The organism is Streptomyces sp. NPDC002004 (assembly GCF_053593975.1).
In genome coordinates, this window is record NZ_JBSFDP010000002.1 from 200,994 (window position 1) to 217,338 (window position 16,345).

General features: G+C 72.5%; 16 protein-coding genes and 1 pseudogene. 14 read left to right on the top strand and 3 right to left on the bottom strand.

Annotated features, from left to right (window positions below):
* Positions 1 to 3: 3 nt before the first annotated feature.
* Entirely contained in the window at positions 4 to 837 is an 834-nt protein-coding gene (locus tag ACWCP6_RS03955; protein WP_450930726.1) for a hypothetical protein, read from the bottom strand.
* Positions 838 to 1,048: 211 nt separating this feature from the next.
* Between ACWCP6_RS03955 and ACWCP6_RS03960 the strand changes: the two genes are divergently transcribed.
* The 4 genes from ACWCP6_RS03960 (at position 1,049) to glmM (ending at position 5,039) form a co-directional block, all read left to right on the top strand.
* The gene (locus tag ACWCP6_RS03960; protein ID WP_450930727.1) at positions 1,049 to 2,290 is read left to right on the top strand and encodes a glycosyltransferase family 87 protein; all 1,242 of its coding nucleotides are present in this window, start codon (positions 1,049 to 1,051) and stop codon (positions 2,288 to 2,290) included.
* Positions 2,291 to 2,534: 244 nt separating this feature from the next.
* Complete coding sequence (gene rplM, locus ACWCP6_RS03965; protein WP_450930728.1) at positions 2,535 to 2,978, top strand: 50S ribosomal protein L13; 444 nt, start codon at positions 2,535 to 2,537, stop codon at positions 2,976 to 2,978.
* A 42-nt stretch (positions 2,979 to 3,020) separates the two neighbouring features.
* Positions 3,021 to 3,533: a 30S ribosomal protein S9 gene (gene rpsI, locus ACWCP6_RS03970; protein WP_450930729.1), complete on the top strand. Its 513-nt coding sequence runs from the start codon at positions 3,021 to 3,023 to the stop codon at positions 3,531 to 3,533.
* 147 nt (positions 3,534 to 3,680) lie between these two features.
* Complete coding sequence (glmM, locus tag ACWCP6_RS03975) at positions 3,681 to 5,039, top strand: phosphoglucosamine mutase (RefSeq protein WP_450930730.1); 1,359 nt, start codon at positions 3,681 to 3,683, stop codon at positions 5,037 to 5,039.
* 166 nt (positions 5,040 to 5,205) lie between these two features.
* Here the strand turns inward: glmM and coaA are convergent, their stop codons facing one another.
* A complete protein-coding gene (coaA, locus tag ACWCP6_RS03980) occupies positions 5,206 to 6,195 on the bottom strand; it encodes a type I pantothenate kinase (RefSeq protein ID WP_450930731.1) in 990 nt (329 codons plus the stop codon).
* Between the two features lie 151 nt (positions 6,196 to 6,346).
* Between coaA and ACWCP6_RS03985 the strand changes: the two genes are divergently transcribed.
* The 8 genes and pseudogenes from ACWCP6_RS03985 (at position 6,347) to ACWCP6_RS04020 (ending at position 14,050) form a co-directional block, all read left to right on the top strand.
* Positions 6,347 to 6,592 carry a hypothetical protein gene (locus ACWCP6_RS03985; RefSeq protein ID WP_450930732.1) on the top strand — a complete coding sequence of 82 codons (246 nt, stop codon included), beginning with the start codon at positions 6,347 to 6,349 and terminating at the stop codon, positions 6,590 to 6,592.
* Positions 6,593 to 6,625: 33 nt separating this feature from the next.
* Entirely contained in the window at positions 6,626 to 8,473 is a 1,848-nt protein-coding gene (gene glmS / locus ACWCP6_RS03990) for a glutamine--fructose-6-phosphate transaminase (isomerizing) (RefSeq protein ID WP_450930733.1), read from the top strand.
* 73 nt (positions 8,474 to 8,546) lie between these two features.
* Entirely contained in the window at positions 8,547 to 8,918 is a 372-nt protein-coding gene (locus ACWCP6_RS03995) for a holo-ACP synthase (RefSeq protein WP_450930734.1), read from the top strand.
* A 174-nt stretch (positions 8,919 to 9,092) separates the two neighbouring features.
* Positions 9,093 to 10,520: an NAD(P)H-hydrate dehydratase gene (locus ACWCP6_RS04000; protein ID WP_450930735.1), complete on the top strand. Its 1,428-nt coding sequence runs from the start codon at positions 9,093 to 9,095 to the stop codon at positions 10,518 to 10,520.
* 159 nt (positions 10,521 to 10,679) lie between these two features.
* Positions 10,680 to 11,840, top strand: coding sequence for an alanine racemase (gene alr / locus ACWCP6_RS04005; RefSeq protein ID WP_450930736.1), 1,161 nt, complete (start codon positions 10,680 to 10,682; stop codon positions 11,838 to 11,840).
* Positions 11,841 to 11,937: 97 nt separating this feature from the next.
* Positions 11,938 to 13,235 (top strand): annotated as a pseudogene (locus ACWCP6_RS04010) (alpha/beta fold hydrolase).
* Positions 13,186 to 13,722, top strand: coding sequence for a tRNA (adenosine(37)-N6)-threonylcarbamoyltransferase complex ATPase subunit type 1 TsaE (tsaE, locus tag ACWCP6_RS04015; protein ID WP_450930737.1), 537 nt, complete (start codon positions 13,186 to 13,188; stop codon positions 13,720 to 13,722). Before ACWCP6_RS04010 ends, tsaE begins: the two are co-directional and overlap by 50 nt.
* A gap of 142 nt (positions 13,723 to 13,864) precedes the next feature.
* On the top strand, positions 13,865 to 14,050 hold the full coding sequence (locus ACWCP6_RS04020) for a hypothetical protein (RefSeq protein ID WP_450930738.1): 186 nt from the start codon (positions 13,865 to 13,867) through the stop codon (positions 14,048 to 14,050).
* Positions 14,051 to 14,334: 284 nt separating this feature from the next.
* Here ACWCP6_RS04020 and ACWCP6_RS04025 read toward each other — a convergent pair whose 3' ends face one another.
* The gene (locus tag ACWCP6_RS04025) at positions 14,335 to 14,880 is read right to left on the bottom strand and encodes a hypothetical protein (protein ID WP_450930739.1); all 546 of its coding nucleotides are present in this window, start codon (positions 14,878 to 14,880) and stop codon (positions 14,335 to 14,337) included.
* A gap of 135 nt (positions 14,881 to 15,015) precedes the next feature.
* On the opposite strand from ACWCP6_RS04025, the gene tsaB reads away from it, so the two are divergent.
* Both tsaB and rimI read left to right on the top strand, forming a co-directional pair.
* Positions 15,016 to 15,669, top strand: a complete 654-nt coding sequence (gene tsaB, locus ACWCP6_RS04030; protein WP_450930740.1) for a tRNA (adenosine(37)-N6)-threonylcarbamoyltransferase complex dimerization subunit type 1 TsaB — start codon at positions 15,016 to 15,018, stop codon at positions 15,667 to 15,669.
* Positions 15,670 to 15,680: 11 nt separating this feature from the next.
* Complete coding sequence (rimI, locus tag ACWCP6_RS04035; RefSeq protein WP_450931095.1) at positions 15,681 to 16,325, top strand: ribosomal protein S18-alanine N-acetyltransferase; 645 nt, start codon at positions 15,681 to 15,683, stop codon at positions 16,323 to 16,325.
* Positions 16,326 to 16,345: the final 20 nt, after the last annotated feature.

Consider the following 16,345-nt stretch of genomic DNA (forward strand, 5'->3'; position numbering starts at 1 on the left):
CGGCTACTGGGGCGCGTTGGCCGCGGCGGACGCCTGGACCTCGCCGCGGCGGATGATCTGCCGGAAGGTGAACTCGGCGAGGTCGTCCCCGGTGGTGAAGACCGCGCGGTCCTTCTCGGTGACGTCCTTGCCGTTCGTGAAGCCGGCGATCGTGTAGTACGTGTACCGGCCGTAGGAGTTGACCGTCGAGCGGCAGACCGACGTACGGCAGAAGGCGGGGACGCCGGAGCCGGACAGCGAGGTCACATTGCCCTTGTCGGTCTGGTCCTTGGCCTTGGTGGCCTTGAAGGCCGTGTCGAAGACGGCGACGCCCACGGTGACGGCGACGCCGTTCCTGGAGTACGTGGCGCGCAGGAGCTGTGTGCAGCCGTTGCTGCCGAGGACGTTCCGGAGTGGGCCCTGGGCGTGCGAGGCGCAGCTCTTGGTGCTGTCGAGGGCGCCCTTCTTGTAGACGACGTCGCCCACCGTCAGCTTGGTGCCGGGGAAGAAGGACTCGGGCGTGAGGGGCGCCTTGTCCTTCTTGGCGCTGGATATGAACTCCTTGGGGTCCGGCGGGGGCGGGGGAGTGGTCTCCGCGAAGGAAGGGGCGGGCTCGGTCGTGGACGGCGGGATGTCCGCCGTCGCCGGAGGCCGGCCGGCGGATGCGCCGGTGCCCTGGTCCTTGTTCGCCGAGACCACGGCGACGGCCACCGCGGCCCCGACGGCGACGGTGGCGAGCGCCCCGCCACCGATCATCAGCATCCTGCGGCGCCGTGCGCGCGCCTCGGACATCTCAGCCAGCGCCGCCCAGTCCGGCGTGCCGGAAGCCCACCGAGGTCCCCCCTGCCCAAAACTCATGGGCCGCATCTTAGAGGGACGCGGTCACATCAACCGCACATCGGCTTGGCGGAAACCTTTCGCCGGGCCGACGGTCACCGCAGCGACTCGACCCGGTCACTATGGGGAGTCGCCCGCGGCCCTTCGCTCCGGTCTCCCGGGCCGTCACGGCTCGGCGGCGCCTGTGCGAGGTCCACCACATCCCGCCGGTGCGCCCCTAGCGTGGTGCCTCATGGACGTGGACAAAGCGGATAGATTCGGCCTCGCTCACCGGCTCACACGGGAGCGTGCACCCTGGCAGGCGTGGGCCGCCCTCGCCGCCGTGGCGGCGGCGTACATCGTGCACGTCGGGCGCATCGCCGCCGACGGCGGCATGGACAACGCGATCGTCGTGCGCGCCGCGGCCACCTGGCTGAACGGCGGGTCTCCCTACGACGACCGGCACTTCCTCTATCTGCCCAGCGCCGTCGTCGCCGCGGTCCCGCAGGCGGTGCTCCCCGTCGCGGTCCTGCGCGTGCTCGTCCCGACGACGGTGCTCGCCGGCCTCGCCTTCGCATGGGCGTGTGCGCTGCGGATCCACGGCGTTCCGTGGCGCAGCCGCTACGCCGCGCTGGGCCTGATCGGTCTCGCCCTCGGGTTCGCGCCCTTCGGGCACCTCGTGGTGCTGGGGAACTGGACGGTCACCGCCGCGGTCGCGCTGCCGTTCGCGCTGCTCCTCGCGGTGCGGGGGCGCTGGGTGGCCGCGGGCGTGGTGATCGGGGCCGCGGTCGCGCTGAAGCCGCTCCTCGCGCCGATCGCGCTGCTCTTCGTGTTCGCGCGCCGGTGGCGGGCGCTGGCCGCGACGGTCCTGCTGCCCGCGGTGGCCTCCGCGCTCGCCGCGCTGCTGATGCCCGATCCGGCGGGCTTCTTCACCCGTACCCTGCCGTACCTCGTCTCGGGGCACGACACGTTCGTCAGCCTCTACGAGGCCTCGCCCGGTGCGGTGCTGCCCCGGCTGGGGGTGCCCCGGGCCGCGGCGACGGCGCTGGGGCTCGCGGCCGCCGGGGCGGGGGTGTGGTGCGCGCGGAGCCGTTGGCGCCGTGGTGACCGGGGTCACCGCAGGCCCGTCGAGACGGCAGTGATGCTGATGCTCGCGGCCTTCCTGGTCTCGCGCCCCTCGTACGACCACTACTTCCTCGTCGTCGTGCCGCTGCTGCTCGCGGGGGCGCCGGAACCCGGTGCCGTGGCCCGCTCGCCGTGGTTCTGGACAGCCCTGGTGCCCCAGGTCCCGGGCTTCACCTGGCCGTACCTGGAACCCGGCACCCGCCGGGCCTTCAAGGACGCGGTGACGCTGTGCACCCTGGCCGTCACCGTCGCGGTGCACTGTGCGCGCCGCCGTCCCCTCCGCGGCCCGGGTCTCGTCGCCGCTCCGCGCCGGAAACCGGCCGAGTCGTCGCAGCGCGCGGCAGGGCACCCGGAACCACGGGTACCCTGAAACACGGCAGAGGTTCCCGCCCGGTTAGCCGTTTTGACCCGTCCGGGTGGCCGCGGGTATCCTGCTAGTTCGTTATGCGTATTGGCTTGCTCAACTCACGGAGTGGCTTCTACGCCGGTCCACCGGGCCGATGACCAGCGACCAGCACGCGGTTTGCGTCACCGCTGTGCGGTCATGGCTGTCGTGATCGTCCGTGGTGGCCTTGACAGGACCCAACACCACAGAAGAAGCGAAGGCTACGACCGTGCGTACGTACAGCCCCAAGCCCGGCGATGTGACGCGCCAGTGGCACGTCATCGATGCTCAGGACGTCGTCCTGGGCCGCCTGGCCACCACTGCCGCCACCCTGCTGCGTGGCAAGCACAAGCCGATCTACGCACCGCACGTTGACACTGGTGACTTCGTCATCATCATCAACGCCGACAAGGTGCACCTGTCCGGCAACAAGCGGACCCAGAAGATGGCGTACCGCCACTCCGGCTACCCGGGCGGTCTGCGCTCCGTCCGTTACGACGAGCTGCTGGACAAGAACCCGGAGAAGGCCGTCGAGAAGGCCGTCAAGGGCATGCTCCCGAAGAACTCCCTGGGCCGTCAGATGCTCTCGAAGCTGAAGGTCTACTCGGGCGACCAGCACCCGCACGCTGCCCAGCAGCCGGTGCCGTTCGAGATCACCCAGGTCGCGCAGTAAGTCCGGCCACCCCCTAAGACTGAAGAGAATCTGAGGAGCATCGTGGCCGAGACCACTGCCGAGCAGCCGCTCGAAGAGATCGACATCGAGAGCTACACCACCGAGTCCGAGGTCCCCGTCGAGGGCGAGTACACCTCGGAGTCGATGGCTTCCCGTTTCGGTGAGCCCCAGCCGGCCGCCGGCCTGGGCCGCCGCAAGAACGCCATTGCCCGCGTCCGGATCGTCCCGGGCACCGGCAAGTGGAAGATCAACGGTCGCACCCTCGAGGACTACTTCCCGAACAAGGTGCACCAGCAGGAAGTCAACGAGCCCTTCAAGGTGCTCGAGCTCGAGGGTCGCTACGACGTCGTCGCCCGTATCGCGGGTGGCGGTGTCTCCGGTCAGGCCGGCGCCCTGCGCCTCGGCGTGGCCCGCGCCCTGAACGAGGCCGACGTCGACAACAACCGTGGCCCGCTCAAGAAGGCCGGCTTCCTCCGCCGCGACGACCGTGCGGTCGAGCGCAAGAAGGCCGGTCTGAAGAAGGCCCGTAAGGCCCCGCAGTACAGCAAGCGCTAATCGCTGCCTGCTTGTACGACGAACGCCCCGGCGGCACGCTGTGTCGCCGGGGCGTTCGTCGTACGGGGGTCTTGTCGTATAACGGCATGAGGATTTCTGACGTACGCAGGTACGGCAGTACGGAAAGCACGAAGTACGGAGGCACCAGTGGGACGACTCTTCGGCACGGACGGCGTGCGCGGTGTCGCCAACGCGGACCTGACGGCGGAGCTGGCGCTCGGCCTGTCGGTTGCGGCGGCGCATGTGCTCGCCGAAGCGGGTACGTTCGCGGGCCATCGGCCCAAGGCCGTCGTCGGGCGTGACCCACGTGCATCCGGAGAGTTCCTGGAGGCCGCCGTCGTGGCGGGCCTCGCCAGCGCGGGCGTGGACGTCCTGCGCGTCGGTGTGCTGCCCACCCCCGCGGTGGCGTACCTCACCGGCGCGCTGGGCGCCGACCTCGGCGTGATGCTCTCCGCCAGCCACAACGCGATGCCGGACAACGGCATCAAGTTCTTCGCCCGCGGTGGCCACAAGCTCGCCGACGAGCTCGAGGACCGTATCGAGGCCGTCTACGAGGAGCACCGCACGGGCGCCCCGTGGGACCGCCCGACCGGTTCCGGGGTGGGCCGGGTCACCGACCACGACTCGGGTCTCGACCAGTACGTCGCCCACCTCATCGGTGTCCTGCCCAACCGTCTCGACGGTCTGAAGATCGTGCTCGACGAGGCGCACGGCGCCGCCGCCCGCGTCTCGCCCGAGGCGTTCGCGCGCGCCGGCGCCGAGGTCGTCACGATCGGTGCCGAGCCCGACGGCCTCAACATCAACGACGGCTGCGGCTCCACCCACCTCGGCCTGCTCAAGGCCGCCGTCGTCGAGCACGGGGCCGACTTCGGCATCGCGCACGACGGCGACGCCGACCGCTGCCTCGCCGTGGACCACACCGGCGCCGAGATCGACGGCGACCAGATCCTCGCCGTGCTCGCCCTCGCGCTGCGGGAGCGGGGCGCGCTGCGCTCGGACACCGTCGTCGCGACCGTCATGTCGAACCTGGGCTTCAAGCTCGCCATGGAGCGCGAGGGCCTGTCGCTCGTGCAGACCGCGGTCGGCGACCGGTACGTCCTGGAGGAGATGAAGGAGCACGGCTACGCCCTCGGCGGCGAGCAGTCCGGGCACGTCATCATCCTCGACCACGCCACCACCGGCGACGGCACGCTGACCGGCCTGATGCTGGCGGCCCGGGTCGCCCAGACCGGCCGTACGCTCGCGGACCTGGCCTCCGTCATGGAGCGCCTGCCGCAGGTGCTGATCAATGTGCCGGACGTCGACAGGACGCGCGTGAAGACCTCCGTCGAACTGGCCGGAGCCGTCTCGGAGGCGGAGCGCGAGCTGGGCTCCACCGGCCGGGTGCTGCTGCGCCCCTCCGGCACCGAGCCGCTGGTCCGCGTGATGGTCGAGGCCGCCGACATCGAGCAGGCCCGCTCCGTCGCCGGCCGTCTCGCCGACGCCGTGAAGTCGGCGCTGGGCTAGAACCTCGGCGAACGTCGGGCCGCCGTGCGCTGACGCTGCCTGGCCCACAGGTACTTCTGGGCCAGCAGCGTGAGCGTGCCGGCCGGGACGATGCCGAGCATGTTGGGCAGCGTGCTCGAAGTCGGTGTTCGGCCGGGGCGCGTCCAGTCGTACGCCGACGACCTGCTCAGAGCTTGCGCAGGCTCAGGCGCTGCACCTTGTGGTCGGGGCCCTTGCGCAGGACGAGGGCGGCCCGGCCGCGGGTCGGCGCCACGTTCTCCAGCAGATTGGGCTTGTTGATCGTGCGCCAGGTGGTGCGGGCGTAGTCCAGCGCCTCCTCCTCGGAGACCTGGGTGTACTTGCGGAAGTACGACGACGGGTTCTGGAAGGCGGTCTGACGGAGCTTCGTGAACCGGTTGAGGTACCAGCGTTCGATGTCCTCCGGCCGCGCGTCCACGTACACGCTGAAGTCGAAGTAGTCGGCGAGTCCGACCCTGGTCCGGCCGTCCTTGCCGGGCAGCGCGGGCTGGAGGACGTTGAGGCCCTCGACGATGAGGATGTCGGGGCGGCGCACCGTCAGCTTCTGGCCCGGCACGATGTCGTAGATGAGGTGCGAGTAGACGGGCGCGGTCACCTCGTCCTTGCCGGCCTTGATGTCGGCGACGAAGCGGGTCAGCGCCCGGCGGTCGTACGACTCGGGGAATCCCTTGCGGGACATCAGGCCGCGCTCCTGGAGGTCCTTCATCGGCAGCAGGAAGCCGTCCGTGGTGACCAGCTCGACGCGCGGGTGCTCGGGCCAGCGCGCCAGCAGTGCCTGGAGCAGACGGGCGACCGTGGACTTGCCGACGGCCACCGAGCCGGCGACCCCTATGACGAAGGGGGTGCCCGACTGGGAGCCCTTCTCGCCGAGGAAGGTGTTCAGAGCGCCGCGCAGGCCGTCCGTCGCGCCCACGTACAGGTTGAGCAGCCGGGACAGCGGCAGATAGATGTCGCGCACCTCGTCGAGGTCGATGACATCACCGAGGCCGCGCAGCCGCTCCACCTCTTCGGCGGTGAGCGGCAGGGGTGTCTTCTCGCGCAGGGCGCTCCACTCCGCGCGGGTGAGGTCGACGTAGGGAGTCGCCTCCGGCCGTGACCGGTGGGCGCTCCGGGGCACCGAGGAGACCGGAGAGATCACAGTCCATTGTTACGGCTGTGTGGCGTGCGCGCGTCGTGGGGTATGTCACGCCGCACGCATGTGCTAGCCCTTCAAGGTCTAGTCCTTCCGCGGGAACGGGGATACGTTCCGGAGGGACCGGGGCCGAGCCGCGCCCCGGAGGGGAGGGCCCATGTCCGTCCGTCTTCGGGATCTCGTACGCCGCAGAGAGGGCTCCGCCGTGGGCGCGGGTACGCGTTCGGACGTCGCCGGACGGGTGTCGGGGGAGCTGGCGGCCGACCTGCCGGACGAGGACCTGGGGGAGTGCCTCGACGACTGCCTCGACCTGTACGAGATGGGCAGCAAGCCGCGCTGCGAGGAGGTGGAGTACCTCCAGCTGGTGCAGGACGCGATCGACGAGATCGCGACCGAGGGTTGAGCCCGTTCCCCTCCCGGGCCTTAGGCTGCGGCCATGTGCGGAATCGTGGGATACGTGGGCTCGCAGTCGGCACTCGATGTGGTCGTGGCCGGGCTGAAGCGGCTGGAGTACCGGGGCTATGACTCGGCGGGCGTCGCCGTGCTCGCGGACGGAGGCCTGGCCGCCGCCAAGAAGGCGGGCAAGCTCGTCAACCTGGAGAAGGAACTCGTCGACCGCCCCCTGCCGTCCGGCACCACGGGCATCGGGCACACCCGCTGGGCCACCCACGGCGGACCGACCGACGCCAACGCGCACCCGCACCTCGACAACGCGGGCCGGGTGGCCGTCGTCCACAACGGCATCATCGAGAACTTCGCCGCGCTGCGTGCCGAACTGGCCGAGCGCGGCCATGCCCTGGAGTCCGAGACCGACACCGAGGTCGTCGCGCATTTGCTCGCCGAGGAGTTCTCCGCCTGCGCGGACCTGGGGGAGGCGATGCGGCTGGTGTGCCGGCGCCTGGAGGGCGCGTTCACCCTCGTCGCGGTGCACGCCGACGAACCCGATGTGGTCGTGGGCGCGCGGCGCAACTCCCCGCTCGTGGTGGGGATCGGGGAGGGTGAAGCCTTCCTCGCATCGGACGTCGCCGCGTTCATCGCCCACACCCGGTCGGCGATCGAACTGGGGCAGGACCAGGTGGTCGAGCTCCGCCGCGACGGGGTCACGGTCACCGACTTCGACGGCAGGCCGGCCGATGTGCGCTCCTACCACGTGGACTGGGACGCGTCGGCGGCCGAGAAGGGCGGCTACGACTACTTCATGCTCAAGGAGATCGCCGAGCAGCCGAAGGCGGTCGCCGACACCCTCCTGGGCCGCATCGACGCGGCGGGTTCGTTGACCCTCGACGAGGTCCGCATCCCGACGCGGGTGCTGCGGGAGATCGACAAGGTCGTCATCGTCGCCTGCGGCACGGCCTTCCACGCCGGTCTGATCGCCAAGTACGCCATCGAGCACTGGACCCGCGTCCCGTGCGAGGTGGAGCTGGCGAGCGAGTTCCGCTACCGCGATCCGATCCTCGACCCCCGCACGCTCGTCATCGCCATCTCGCAGTCCGGCGAGACGATGGACACCCTGATGGCGCTGCGGCACGCCCGTGAGCAGGGCTCCAAGGTGCTGGCGATCTGCAACACGAACGGCTCCACGATCCCGCGCGAGTCGGACGCCGTGCTGTACACGCACGCCGGGCCCGAGGTGGCCGTCGCCTCGACGAAGGCGTTCCTGACCCAGCTGGTGGCCTGCTACCTGGTGGCCCTGTACCTCGGCCAGGTCCGGGGCACCAAGTGGGGCGACGAGATCTCGGCCGTCGTCCGGGACCTGGCGAAGATCGCCGACGAGGTGGAGCGGGTCCTGGAGACGATGGAGCCCGTCCGGGCGCTGGCGCGCTCGCTCGCCGACAAGAACACCGTGCTGTTCCTGGGGCGGCACGTCGGCTACCCGGTCGCCCTGGAGGGCGCCCTCAAGCTGAAGGAACTCGCGTACATGCACGCGGAGGGCTTCGCGGCGGGCGAGCTCAAGCACGGCCCGATCGCGCTGATCGAGCAGGACCTGCCCGTGGTCGTGGTGGTGCCGTCCCCCCGCGGCCGTTCGGTCCTGCACGACAAGATCGTGTCCAACATCCAGGAGATCCGCGCCCGTGGCGCACGGACGATCGTGATCGCGGAGGAGGGCGACGACACGGTCGTCCCGTACGCAGACCACCTGATCAGCATCCCGGCGACGCCCACCCTGTTGCAGCCGCTGGTGGCCACCGTGCCGCTGCAGGTCTTCGCCTGCGAGCTGGCCACGGCCCGCGGCAACGAGGTGGACCAGCCGCGGAACCTGGCCAAGTCGGTGACGGTGGAGTAGCGCCACCGGTGGGCTCCGGCCCGGAGCCCTTCCCTCCGGCATGCGGCTCCCCGGCACCCGTAGGGTGCACGGCATGAGCATCATCGGGGTCGGAATCGACGTGGCGGAGATCGACCGGTTCGCCGCATCGCTGGAACGTACGCCGGGGCTCGCCGGGCGGCTGTTCGTCGCGTCGGAGCTGATGCTGCCGAGCGGTGAGCGCCGCGGCGTCGCCTCCCTGGCGGTCCGCTTCGCAGCGAAGGAGGCCCTGGCCAAGGCGCTGGGGGCCCCGCCCGGGCTGCACTGGACGGACGCGGAGGTCTACGTGGAGGACAGCGGCCGGCCCCGCATCCGCGTCACCGGAACGGTCGCCGCCCGCGCCGCGGAACTGGGCGTCAGCGCATGGCACGTGAGCCTGAGTCACGACGCGGGCGTGGCTTCGGCGGTGGTGATTGCGGAGGGGTAGCGCGCCCCGGAGCGGCTCCCGGCCCCGCCGCCGTGGCGGTGGGTCCCCGGCGCCCCGAGGCCTCGGAATGCCCTGGGTCACCGATGGACGGTGTGCGGCGCGCGGGCACGGTGCCGGGCACGTCCGGCGGGAAGGTCCCGGTGGCCGGCTCCCGGGTGCGCCAGACTCGGCGGTATGCGAACTGCGTTCAGTGTCGAAAGGGTACGGGCGGCGGAACGGGACCTGATGGCCCGGCTGCCGGAGGGCACGCTCATGCAACGGGCGGCCGCAGGCCTCGCGGTGGCCTGCGCCGACCTCCTGGGCCGGGTCTACGGAGCCAGGATCGTCGTCCTGGCGGGAAGCGGCGACAACGGCGGCGACGCCCTCCACGCCGGAGCCCGCCTCGCCGCCCGCGGTGCGGGTGTCACCGCGGTCCTGCTCGCCCCGGACCGCGCCCATCGGGGAGGCCTGGAGGCCCTGCGGCGCGCGGGCGGCCGGGTGTCCACCGCCCCGGAGACCGACATCGCGGCGGCGGACCTCGTGCTGGACGGCATCGTCGGTATCGGCGGCAAGGGCGGCCTCCGTCCGGATGCGGCCCGCCTCGCGGCCCTCGCCCATGCGTCCCGCGCGGCCGTCGTGGCCGTCGACCTCCCCAGCGGTGTGAACGCCGACACCGGCGAGGTCGGCGGCGACGCCGTGCGCGCCGATGTGACGGTCACGTTCGGAACGTACAAGCCGGGCCTCCTGATCGACCCGGCCCGGGAGCACGCGGGCGCGGTGCGCCTCGTCGGGATCGGACTCGACCTCCCGGCCGTGCCGGACCTGGAGGCGCTGCAGTACGCCGACGTCGCCGCGCTGCTGCCCATGCCGGGCGCGGAGAGCGACAAGTACCGGCGCGGTGTCGTCGGCATCGCGGCCGGTTCCGCGCGGTACCCGGGCGCGGCCGTGCTGGCCGTCGCGGGTGCGCTGCACGGCGGGGCCGGGGCGGTGCGGTACGTGGGGCCGGCCGCGGACGCGGTGATCGCGCGGTTCCCGGAGACGCTGGTGTCGGCGGGGCCGCCCTCGAAGGCGGGGCGGGTGCAGGCGTGGGTGGTCGGGCCCGGGATCGGGGACGACGCGGACCGGGTCGAGGAGGTGCTCGCCTCGGACGTACCGGTGCTGGTGGACGCCGACGGACTGCGGCTCGCCGGGCGTGCGGCCGTGCTCGGGCGCTCGGCGCCCACCTTGATGACGCCTCACGCCGGGGAGGCGGCCGCCCTGTTGGGGGTGGCCCGGGAGGAGGTCGAGGCGGGGCGGCTCGCCGCCGTACGGGAGCTCGCCGGGCAGTACGGTGCCGCGGTCCTGCTCAAGGGGTCGACGACGCTCGTGGCCGCGCCCGGGGGGCAGGGGGCCGTGCGGGTGAACCCGACGGGGACGCCGTGGCTGGCCACGGCGGGAAGCGGCGACGTGCTCTCCGGTGCGACGGGGGCGCTGCTCGCGGCGGGGCTCGGCGTCCGGGACGCCGGCTCCGTCGGCGCGTATCTCCACGGCCTCGCCGGGCGCTTCGCCGCCGACGGCGCTCCCGTGGGCGCCCTCTCCGTGGCGGAGTCCCTCCCCTCGGCCTGGCGCGACATCCGGGGCTAGGTGCCCCCAGGGGGCCGGCCCCGGACGGAGGCCGCGGGCCGGGCCCCCTGGGGGCTCCCGGTGACGGGAAGGGGCGGGGCCGGGGCGCGGCGCGCGTCACACCGGATCTCGTTTGTCCGGCGGCCCCGTTGTCATCCCGCTCTGAGAGACTGACCCGCGATGAGTGAATCTGGAACCTTGCGCGCCCGGGCCGAGATCGATCTGGCGGCCCTCCGGGAGAACGTGCGTGCCCTGCGCGCCCACGCGCCGACCGCGGAGTTCATGGCCGTCGTGAAGGCCGACGGCTACGGCCACGGCGCGATCCCGTGCGCGCGGGCCGCGCTGGACGCCGGCGCGACCTGGGTGGGTACCGCCACGCCGGAGGAGGCGCTCGCCCTGCGCGCCGCCGGGATCGGGCCCGACCGGGCCAGGGTGATGTGCTGGCTGTGGACGCCCGGCGGCCCGTGGCGTGCAGGCATCGATGCCGGACTGGACATGTCGGTGAGCGGCATGTGGGCGCTGCGCGAGGTGACCGCCGCGGCGCGCGAGGCGGGCCGTCCGGCCATGATCCAGCTCAAGGTCGACACCGGCCTCGGCCGCAACGGCTGCCAGCCCGCCGACTGGCCCGAACTGGTGGGCGAGTCCCTGCGTGCCGAGGCGGAGGGGCTTGTCCGGGTCACCGGCCTGTGGTCGCACTTTGCCTGCGCCGACGAGCCGGGGCACCCGTCGATCGACGCCCAACTGGCCGTATTCCGCGAGATGGTGTCGTATGCGGAGGATCAGGGCGTACGCCCCGATGTGCGGCATATCGCCAATTCGCCCGGAACGCTGACCCGCCCGGACACGCACTTCGACCTCGTGCGGCCCGGCATCGCGATGTACGGCATCTCGCCGAGCCCCGAGCTCGGTACGCCCGCGGACTTCGGGCTGCGCCCGGTGATGACGCTGTCGGCCTCGCTCGCCCTGGTCAAGCATGTGCCGGGCGGGCACGGCGTCAGTTACGGGCACCACTACGTCACCCCGGGCGAGACGACCCTCGGCCTCGTCCCGCTCGGCTACGGCGACGGCATTCCGCGGCACGCCTCCGGCACCGGGCCCGTCCTGGTCGGCGGCAAGTGGCGCACGGTCGCCGGCCGGGTGGCGATGGACCAGTTCGTGGTCGACCTGGGCGGCGACGAGCTCCCGGCCGGCGCGGAGGCGGTGCTGTTCGGTCCGGGCGACCGGGGGGAGCCGACGGCCGAGGACTGGGCGCAGGCGGCGGGCACCATCGCGTATGAAATCGTCACCCGCATCTCGCCGCGTGTCCCGCGCGTCTATGTGGATGAGCGGCCGGGAACGTAAACGATCGGACAAGCACGCAAGAGCGACCCGCAGGCACCGACAGCAAGCACGGATACGCCCCGACCACCTCCACACCGACCACCGAAGGAGCGGGCACGTGAGCGAGAGCAGCGCGGAGGCCGTCGCCGAGGCGGCGACGGCCGCCGCCTCGGCCGCCGGGAGCTGGCGCAGGGCCGGGGTCGCCGGAGCCGCGATCGGCGTCGTCGCGGCGGGCGCCGCGGCCGGTGTGGCGATAGAACGGCTCACGGTCGGCCGCGGCATGCGCCGCAGGGCCCGGCTCGCCCTCGACTCCACAGGCCCGTACGGCGCGTTGCGCGGCACCCCCGGGAAGGCGCACGCGGACGACGGCACCGAGCTGTACTACGAGGTCGACGAGGTCGAGTCGGACGGCACGCTCGCTCCGCGGCGGCGCCGGCTCTTCGGGCGCAAGTCCCCGGCGCCGGTCACGGTCGTGTTCAGTCACGGCTACTGCCTGGTCCAGGACTCGTGGCACTTCCAGCGGGCCGCGCTGCGCGGCGTGGTCCGCACGGTCCACTGGGACCAGCGCAGCCACGGCCGCTCCGGGCGCGGCCTCGCGCAGGCCGACGGTGTGCCGGTCTCCATCGACCAGCTCGGCCGGGACCTGAAGGCGGTCATCGACGCGGCGGCGCCCGAGGGCCCGCTCGTCCTCGTCGGTCACTCGATGGGCGGCATGACGGTGATGGCGCTCGCCCACCAGTACCCGGAGCTGATCCGGGACCGGGTCGTCGGCGTCGGCCTCGTCGGTACGTCGTCGGGGCGGCTCGGCGAGGTGAGCTTCGGGCTGCCCGTCGCCGGGGTCAACGCGGTGCGGCGGGTCCTGCCGGGCGTGCTGAAGGCGCTCGGGCAGCGGGCCGAGCTGGTGGAGCGGGGGCGCCGGGCCACGGCGGACCTGTTCGCCGGGGTCATCAAGCGGTACTCGTTCGCGTCGAGGGACGTCGATCCGGCGGTCGAACGATTCGCCGAACGCATGATCGAGGGCACGCCGATCGACGTGGTCGCCGAGTTCTACCCCGCCTTCGTCGAGCACGACAAGACCGAGGCACTGCGGCACTTCGCGGAACTGCCCGTGCTGGTGCTGGCCGGGATCAAGGACCTGGTGACGCCCAGCGAGCACAGCGAGGTCATCGCCGACCAGCTGCCGGACGCCGAGCTGGTGCTGGTCCCGGACGCGGGCCACCTGGTGATGCTGGAGCACCCCGAAGTCGTCACGGACCGGCTCGCCGACCTCCTCGCCCGCGCGAAGGAGAGGGCCCGCAGCGCGGCCGTGTAGGGACGGCGGTGGGAGGCGGCTGCACGGCCCGGTCAGGGGCTACCGTGGGCTGTTATGAACGCACCCGCAGCACCGCACCGCCCGGCCGGCGAACCGGCCGGTGACCCCGCCGAACTCCGGATCACCGTCACCTCCCCCGAGCAGATGCGGGAGCTGGGCCGCCGTCTGGCCAAGCTGCTGCGCCCCGGCGACCTGGTGCTGCTCACGGGTGAGCTGGGTGCGGGCAAGACGACGCTGACCCGCGGTCTCGGCGAGGGCATGGGTGTGCGCGGCGCGGTCACGTCGCCGACCTTCGTCATCGCGCGCGTCCACCCCTCGCTGGTCGACGGTCCGCCGCTGGTGCACGTGGACGCGTACCGGCTCGGCGGCGGGCTGGACGAGATGGAGGACCTCGACCTCGACGTCTCGCTGCCCGACTCCGTGATCGTCGTCGAGTGGGGCGAGGGCAAGGTCGAGGAGCTGTCCGACGACCGGCTGCACGTCGTGATCCACCGCGCGGTGGGGGACACCACGGACGAGGTCCGCGAGGTCACGCTGACCGGGATCGGCGCGCGCTGGTCCACGGCGGACCTGGCGGCGCTCACCGCCTGACGGGCTCGTTCGTACGTTCACCTGAACGTTCCGACATCGTGTCGGCAAGATGTTGCATCGTGGCTGCCGGGCATGGTCACATGGAGGGCGGAACCGGTTAGGTCTGCCTAACCACGCCTGCCCCGGAGCTCAGGAGGCGTCCATGCCGGCTTCAGAACGCGACACTCGGCAGCATGCGGCGCCGAAGCCGTCCGGGCCGTCGATGAGCGACCTGCTGGCCTCCTGCGCCGCCGCCAGCGCGGTGTCCACGCCGCCACGGGACCCCGAGACCGGCGCCGAGGGCCCCGAGCAGCCGAAGCCGAGGGCGGACCGGCCGAAGGCCGCCTGATGCGCGCGGTGAGGGTGCCCTGTCCGCACACCGGCCCCGTCCGCACCTGCCCGGCCCCGACGGGCACTTCCTGCGATGGCCGTACCGGCCGGGCCCGTCCGTGACCCGCGGACGCCGGGTCATCCGTTCGGGCGAACGCCGCGGGTTCTCGCGGAGCACGTTCTCGAGGGCGCGGGTTCTCACCAGCCGCGCCGGACCGTTGCCGCTCCCGCCCCCACGGACCGTGCGCCACGGGACCGCCGCAGGTCCCACCGCGCCGCAGGGCGGGGGAGGGAGCCGCGGGCCTACGGGATGACGACGACCCGCTTCCCGATCGTCGCGAACATCCACATCGCGTAGCCGTCCTCCCGCGTCTCGCGGATTCCGCCCGTCTTCGTGTCGCCCTCCGGCCTCTCCATCGCGCCGCTGACCGCCGCGCTGAACCCGATCGGCACACCCTTGACGCTCGCGAAGCGGACCACGTGCTCGACGCTCCTGCCGTCGGAACCGGAGGTCGCACGGGTGCGTGAGGTGACGGCGTACTGGCCGGGCGCCGGGTCGACCGCGCTGGGCGTCACCTTGTACGTGCGCTGCGCCTTTCCGCTCGGGCCGACCAGCCACACCCTGTCGTCCTCCAGCGAGTACACGACACGCTCACCGATGCCCGACTCGGCGGGCAGCGCCTCCGGGTGCTTCCTGTCCTTCGGCGGCCGGTGGACCTGGACCGTGGGCGTCGCGCCCGGACGCGGTTCGTCGGGGACGGCGGCCGCGGCCTGGAAGGCGAGGGCCCCGATCACGGCGAGGGACGTCCCGGTGAGGCCGGCCACGAACCCCGAGCTGCTCGCTGCCACCTGTGCCACCTCTCTGCGGTTCCGTGTACTTCTGCACATTTCGCCACATTCATACGCTTTTACGTGACCGTAGCAGCAGGTTCCCGGCCGACCGGGGCGGCCGTGCCTTCGCCGCGGGAGCCGTAGGCTGTTTGTGTGCTGCTGCTCGCTCTCGATACCGCCACCCCCGCCGTGACCGTCGCCCTGCACGACGGCACATCCGTCGTCGCCTCGTCGAGCCAGGTGGACGCCCGCCGGCACGGTGAGCTGCTGCTTCCGGCCGTCGACCGTGTCCTCGCCGATGCCGGGACCGGGCTCGACGCGGTCACCGACATCGTCGTGGGCGTCGGCCCCGGCCCCTACACCGGTCTGCGCGTCGGTCTGATGACCGCCGACACCTTCGGCCTCGCGCTCGGGGTGCCGGTGCACGGCGTGTGCACCCTGGACGGCCTCGCCTACGCCTCCGACCTGGGAACCCCGTTCGTGGTCGCCACCGACGCACGGCGCAAGGAGGTCTACTGGGCGCGGTACCGGGACGCGCGCACCCGGGTCACCGAGCCCGCGGTCGACCGGCCCGCCGACATCGCCGACGAGGTCGCGGGCCTGCCCGCCGTCGGCGCGGGCGGTCTGCTCTACCCGGACACCTTCCCGGACGTCGTCGGGCCCGAGCACGTCTCCGCCGCCGCGATCGCCTCGCTCGCCGCCGAGAAGCTGCGCGCCGGCGAGGAACTGCTCCCGCCGCGGCCCCTGTATCTGCGCCGTCCCGATGCGCAGGTGCCCAAGAACTACAAGGTGGTCACCCCCAAGTGACTGCCGAGCCGATGACCGTGGAGACGGCCGAGGCGGCCGTCCTGCGCGAGATGCGCTGGTGGGACATCGACCCGGTGATGGAGCTCGAGCGCGAGCTCTTCCCGGACGACACCTGGTCCCGCGGCATGTTCTGGTCCGAACTGGCCCACTCCCGCGGCTCGGGCGCCACCCGCCGCTATGTCGTGGCCGAGGCGGCCGGCCGGATCGTGGGCTACGCGGGCCTCGCCGCCGCCGGCGACGTGGGCGACGTACAGACGATCGCCGTGACCCGCGACCAGTGGGGCACCGGGCTCGGGGCGCGGCTGCTCACCGATCTGCTGCGCGCCGCGACCGCGTTCGAGTGCACCGAGGTGATGCTCGAATGCCGGGTCGACAACACCCGGGCGCAGAAGCTCTACGAACGCTTCGGCTTTGAGCCCATCGGCGTCCGCCGCGGCTACTACCAGCCGGGCAACGTCGACGCCCTGGTCATGCGGCTGGCCGACCCCGGTGTGTCCGTCCAGGGGAACCCGTCCGTGCACGGCGCGCCGTCCGCACCGGGCGCGCCGCCCATGACGGACGTATCACCTGCGCCGGACGTATCGCCCGCGCCGGACGTGCCGCCCGCCGCCGACGCGCCGCCGGGGCAGGGCGAACAGGGCACCCGGGACTCCTAGGGCCCGCCCCCCGGTACGGC

Coding starts and splice junctions, on each gene's coding strand:
- ACWCP6_RS04000 (WP_450930735.1), top strand. CDS start 9,093: ATGCGAACTGCGTTCAGTGTCGAAAGGGTACGGGCGGCGGAACGGGAC.
- alr (WP_450930736.1), top strand. CDS start 10,680: ATGAGTGAATCTGGAACCTTGCGCGCCCGGGCCGAGATCGATCTGGCG.
- ACWCP6_RS03955 (WP_450930726.1), bottom strand. CDS start 837: ATGAGTTTTGGGCAGGGGGGACCTCGGTGGGCTTCCGGCACGCCGGAC.
- tsaE (WP_450930737.1), top strand. CDS start 13,186: ATGAACGCACCCGCAGCACCGCACCGCCCGGCCGGCGAACCGGCCGGT.
- ACWCP6_RS03985 (WP_450930732.1), top strand. CDS start 6,347: ATGTCCGTCCGTCTTCGGGATCTCGTACGCCGCAGAGAGGGCTCCGCC.
- glmS (WP_450930733.1), top strand. CDS start 6,626: ATGTGCGGAATCGTGGGATACGTGGGCTCGCAGTCGGCACTCGATGTG.
- ACWCP6_RS04020 (WP_450930738.1), top strand. CDS start 13,865: ATGCCGGCTTCAGAACGCGACACTCGGCAGCATGCGGCGCCGAAGCCG.
- rimI (WP_450931095.1), top strand. CDS start 15,681: ATGACCGTGGAGACGGCCGAGGCGGCCGTCCTGCGCGAGATGCGCTGG.
- ACWCP6_RS03960 (WP_450930727.1), top strand. CDS start 1,049: ATGGACGTGGACAAAGCGGATAGATTCGGCCTCGCTCACCGGCTCACA.
- ACWCP6_RS03995 (WP_450930734.1), top strand. CDS start 8,547: ATGAGCATCATCGGGGTCGGAATCGACGTGGCGGAGATCGACCGGTTC.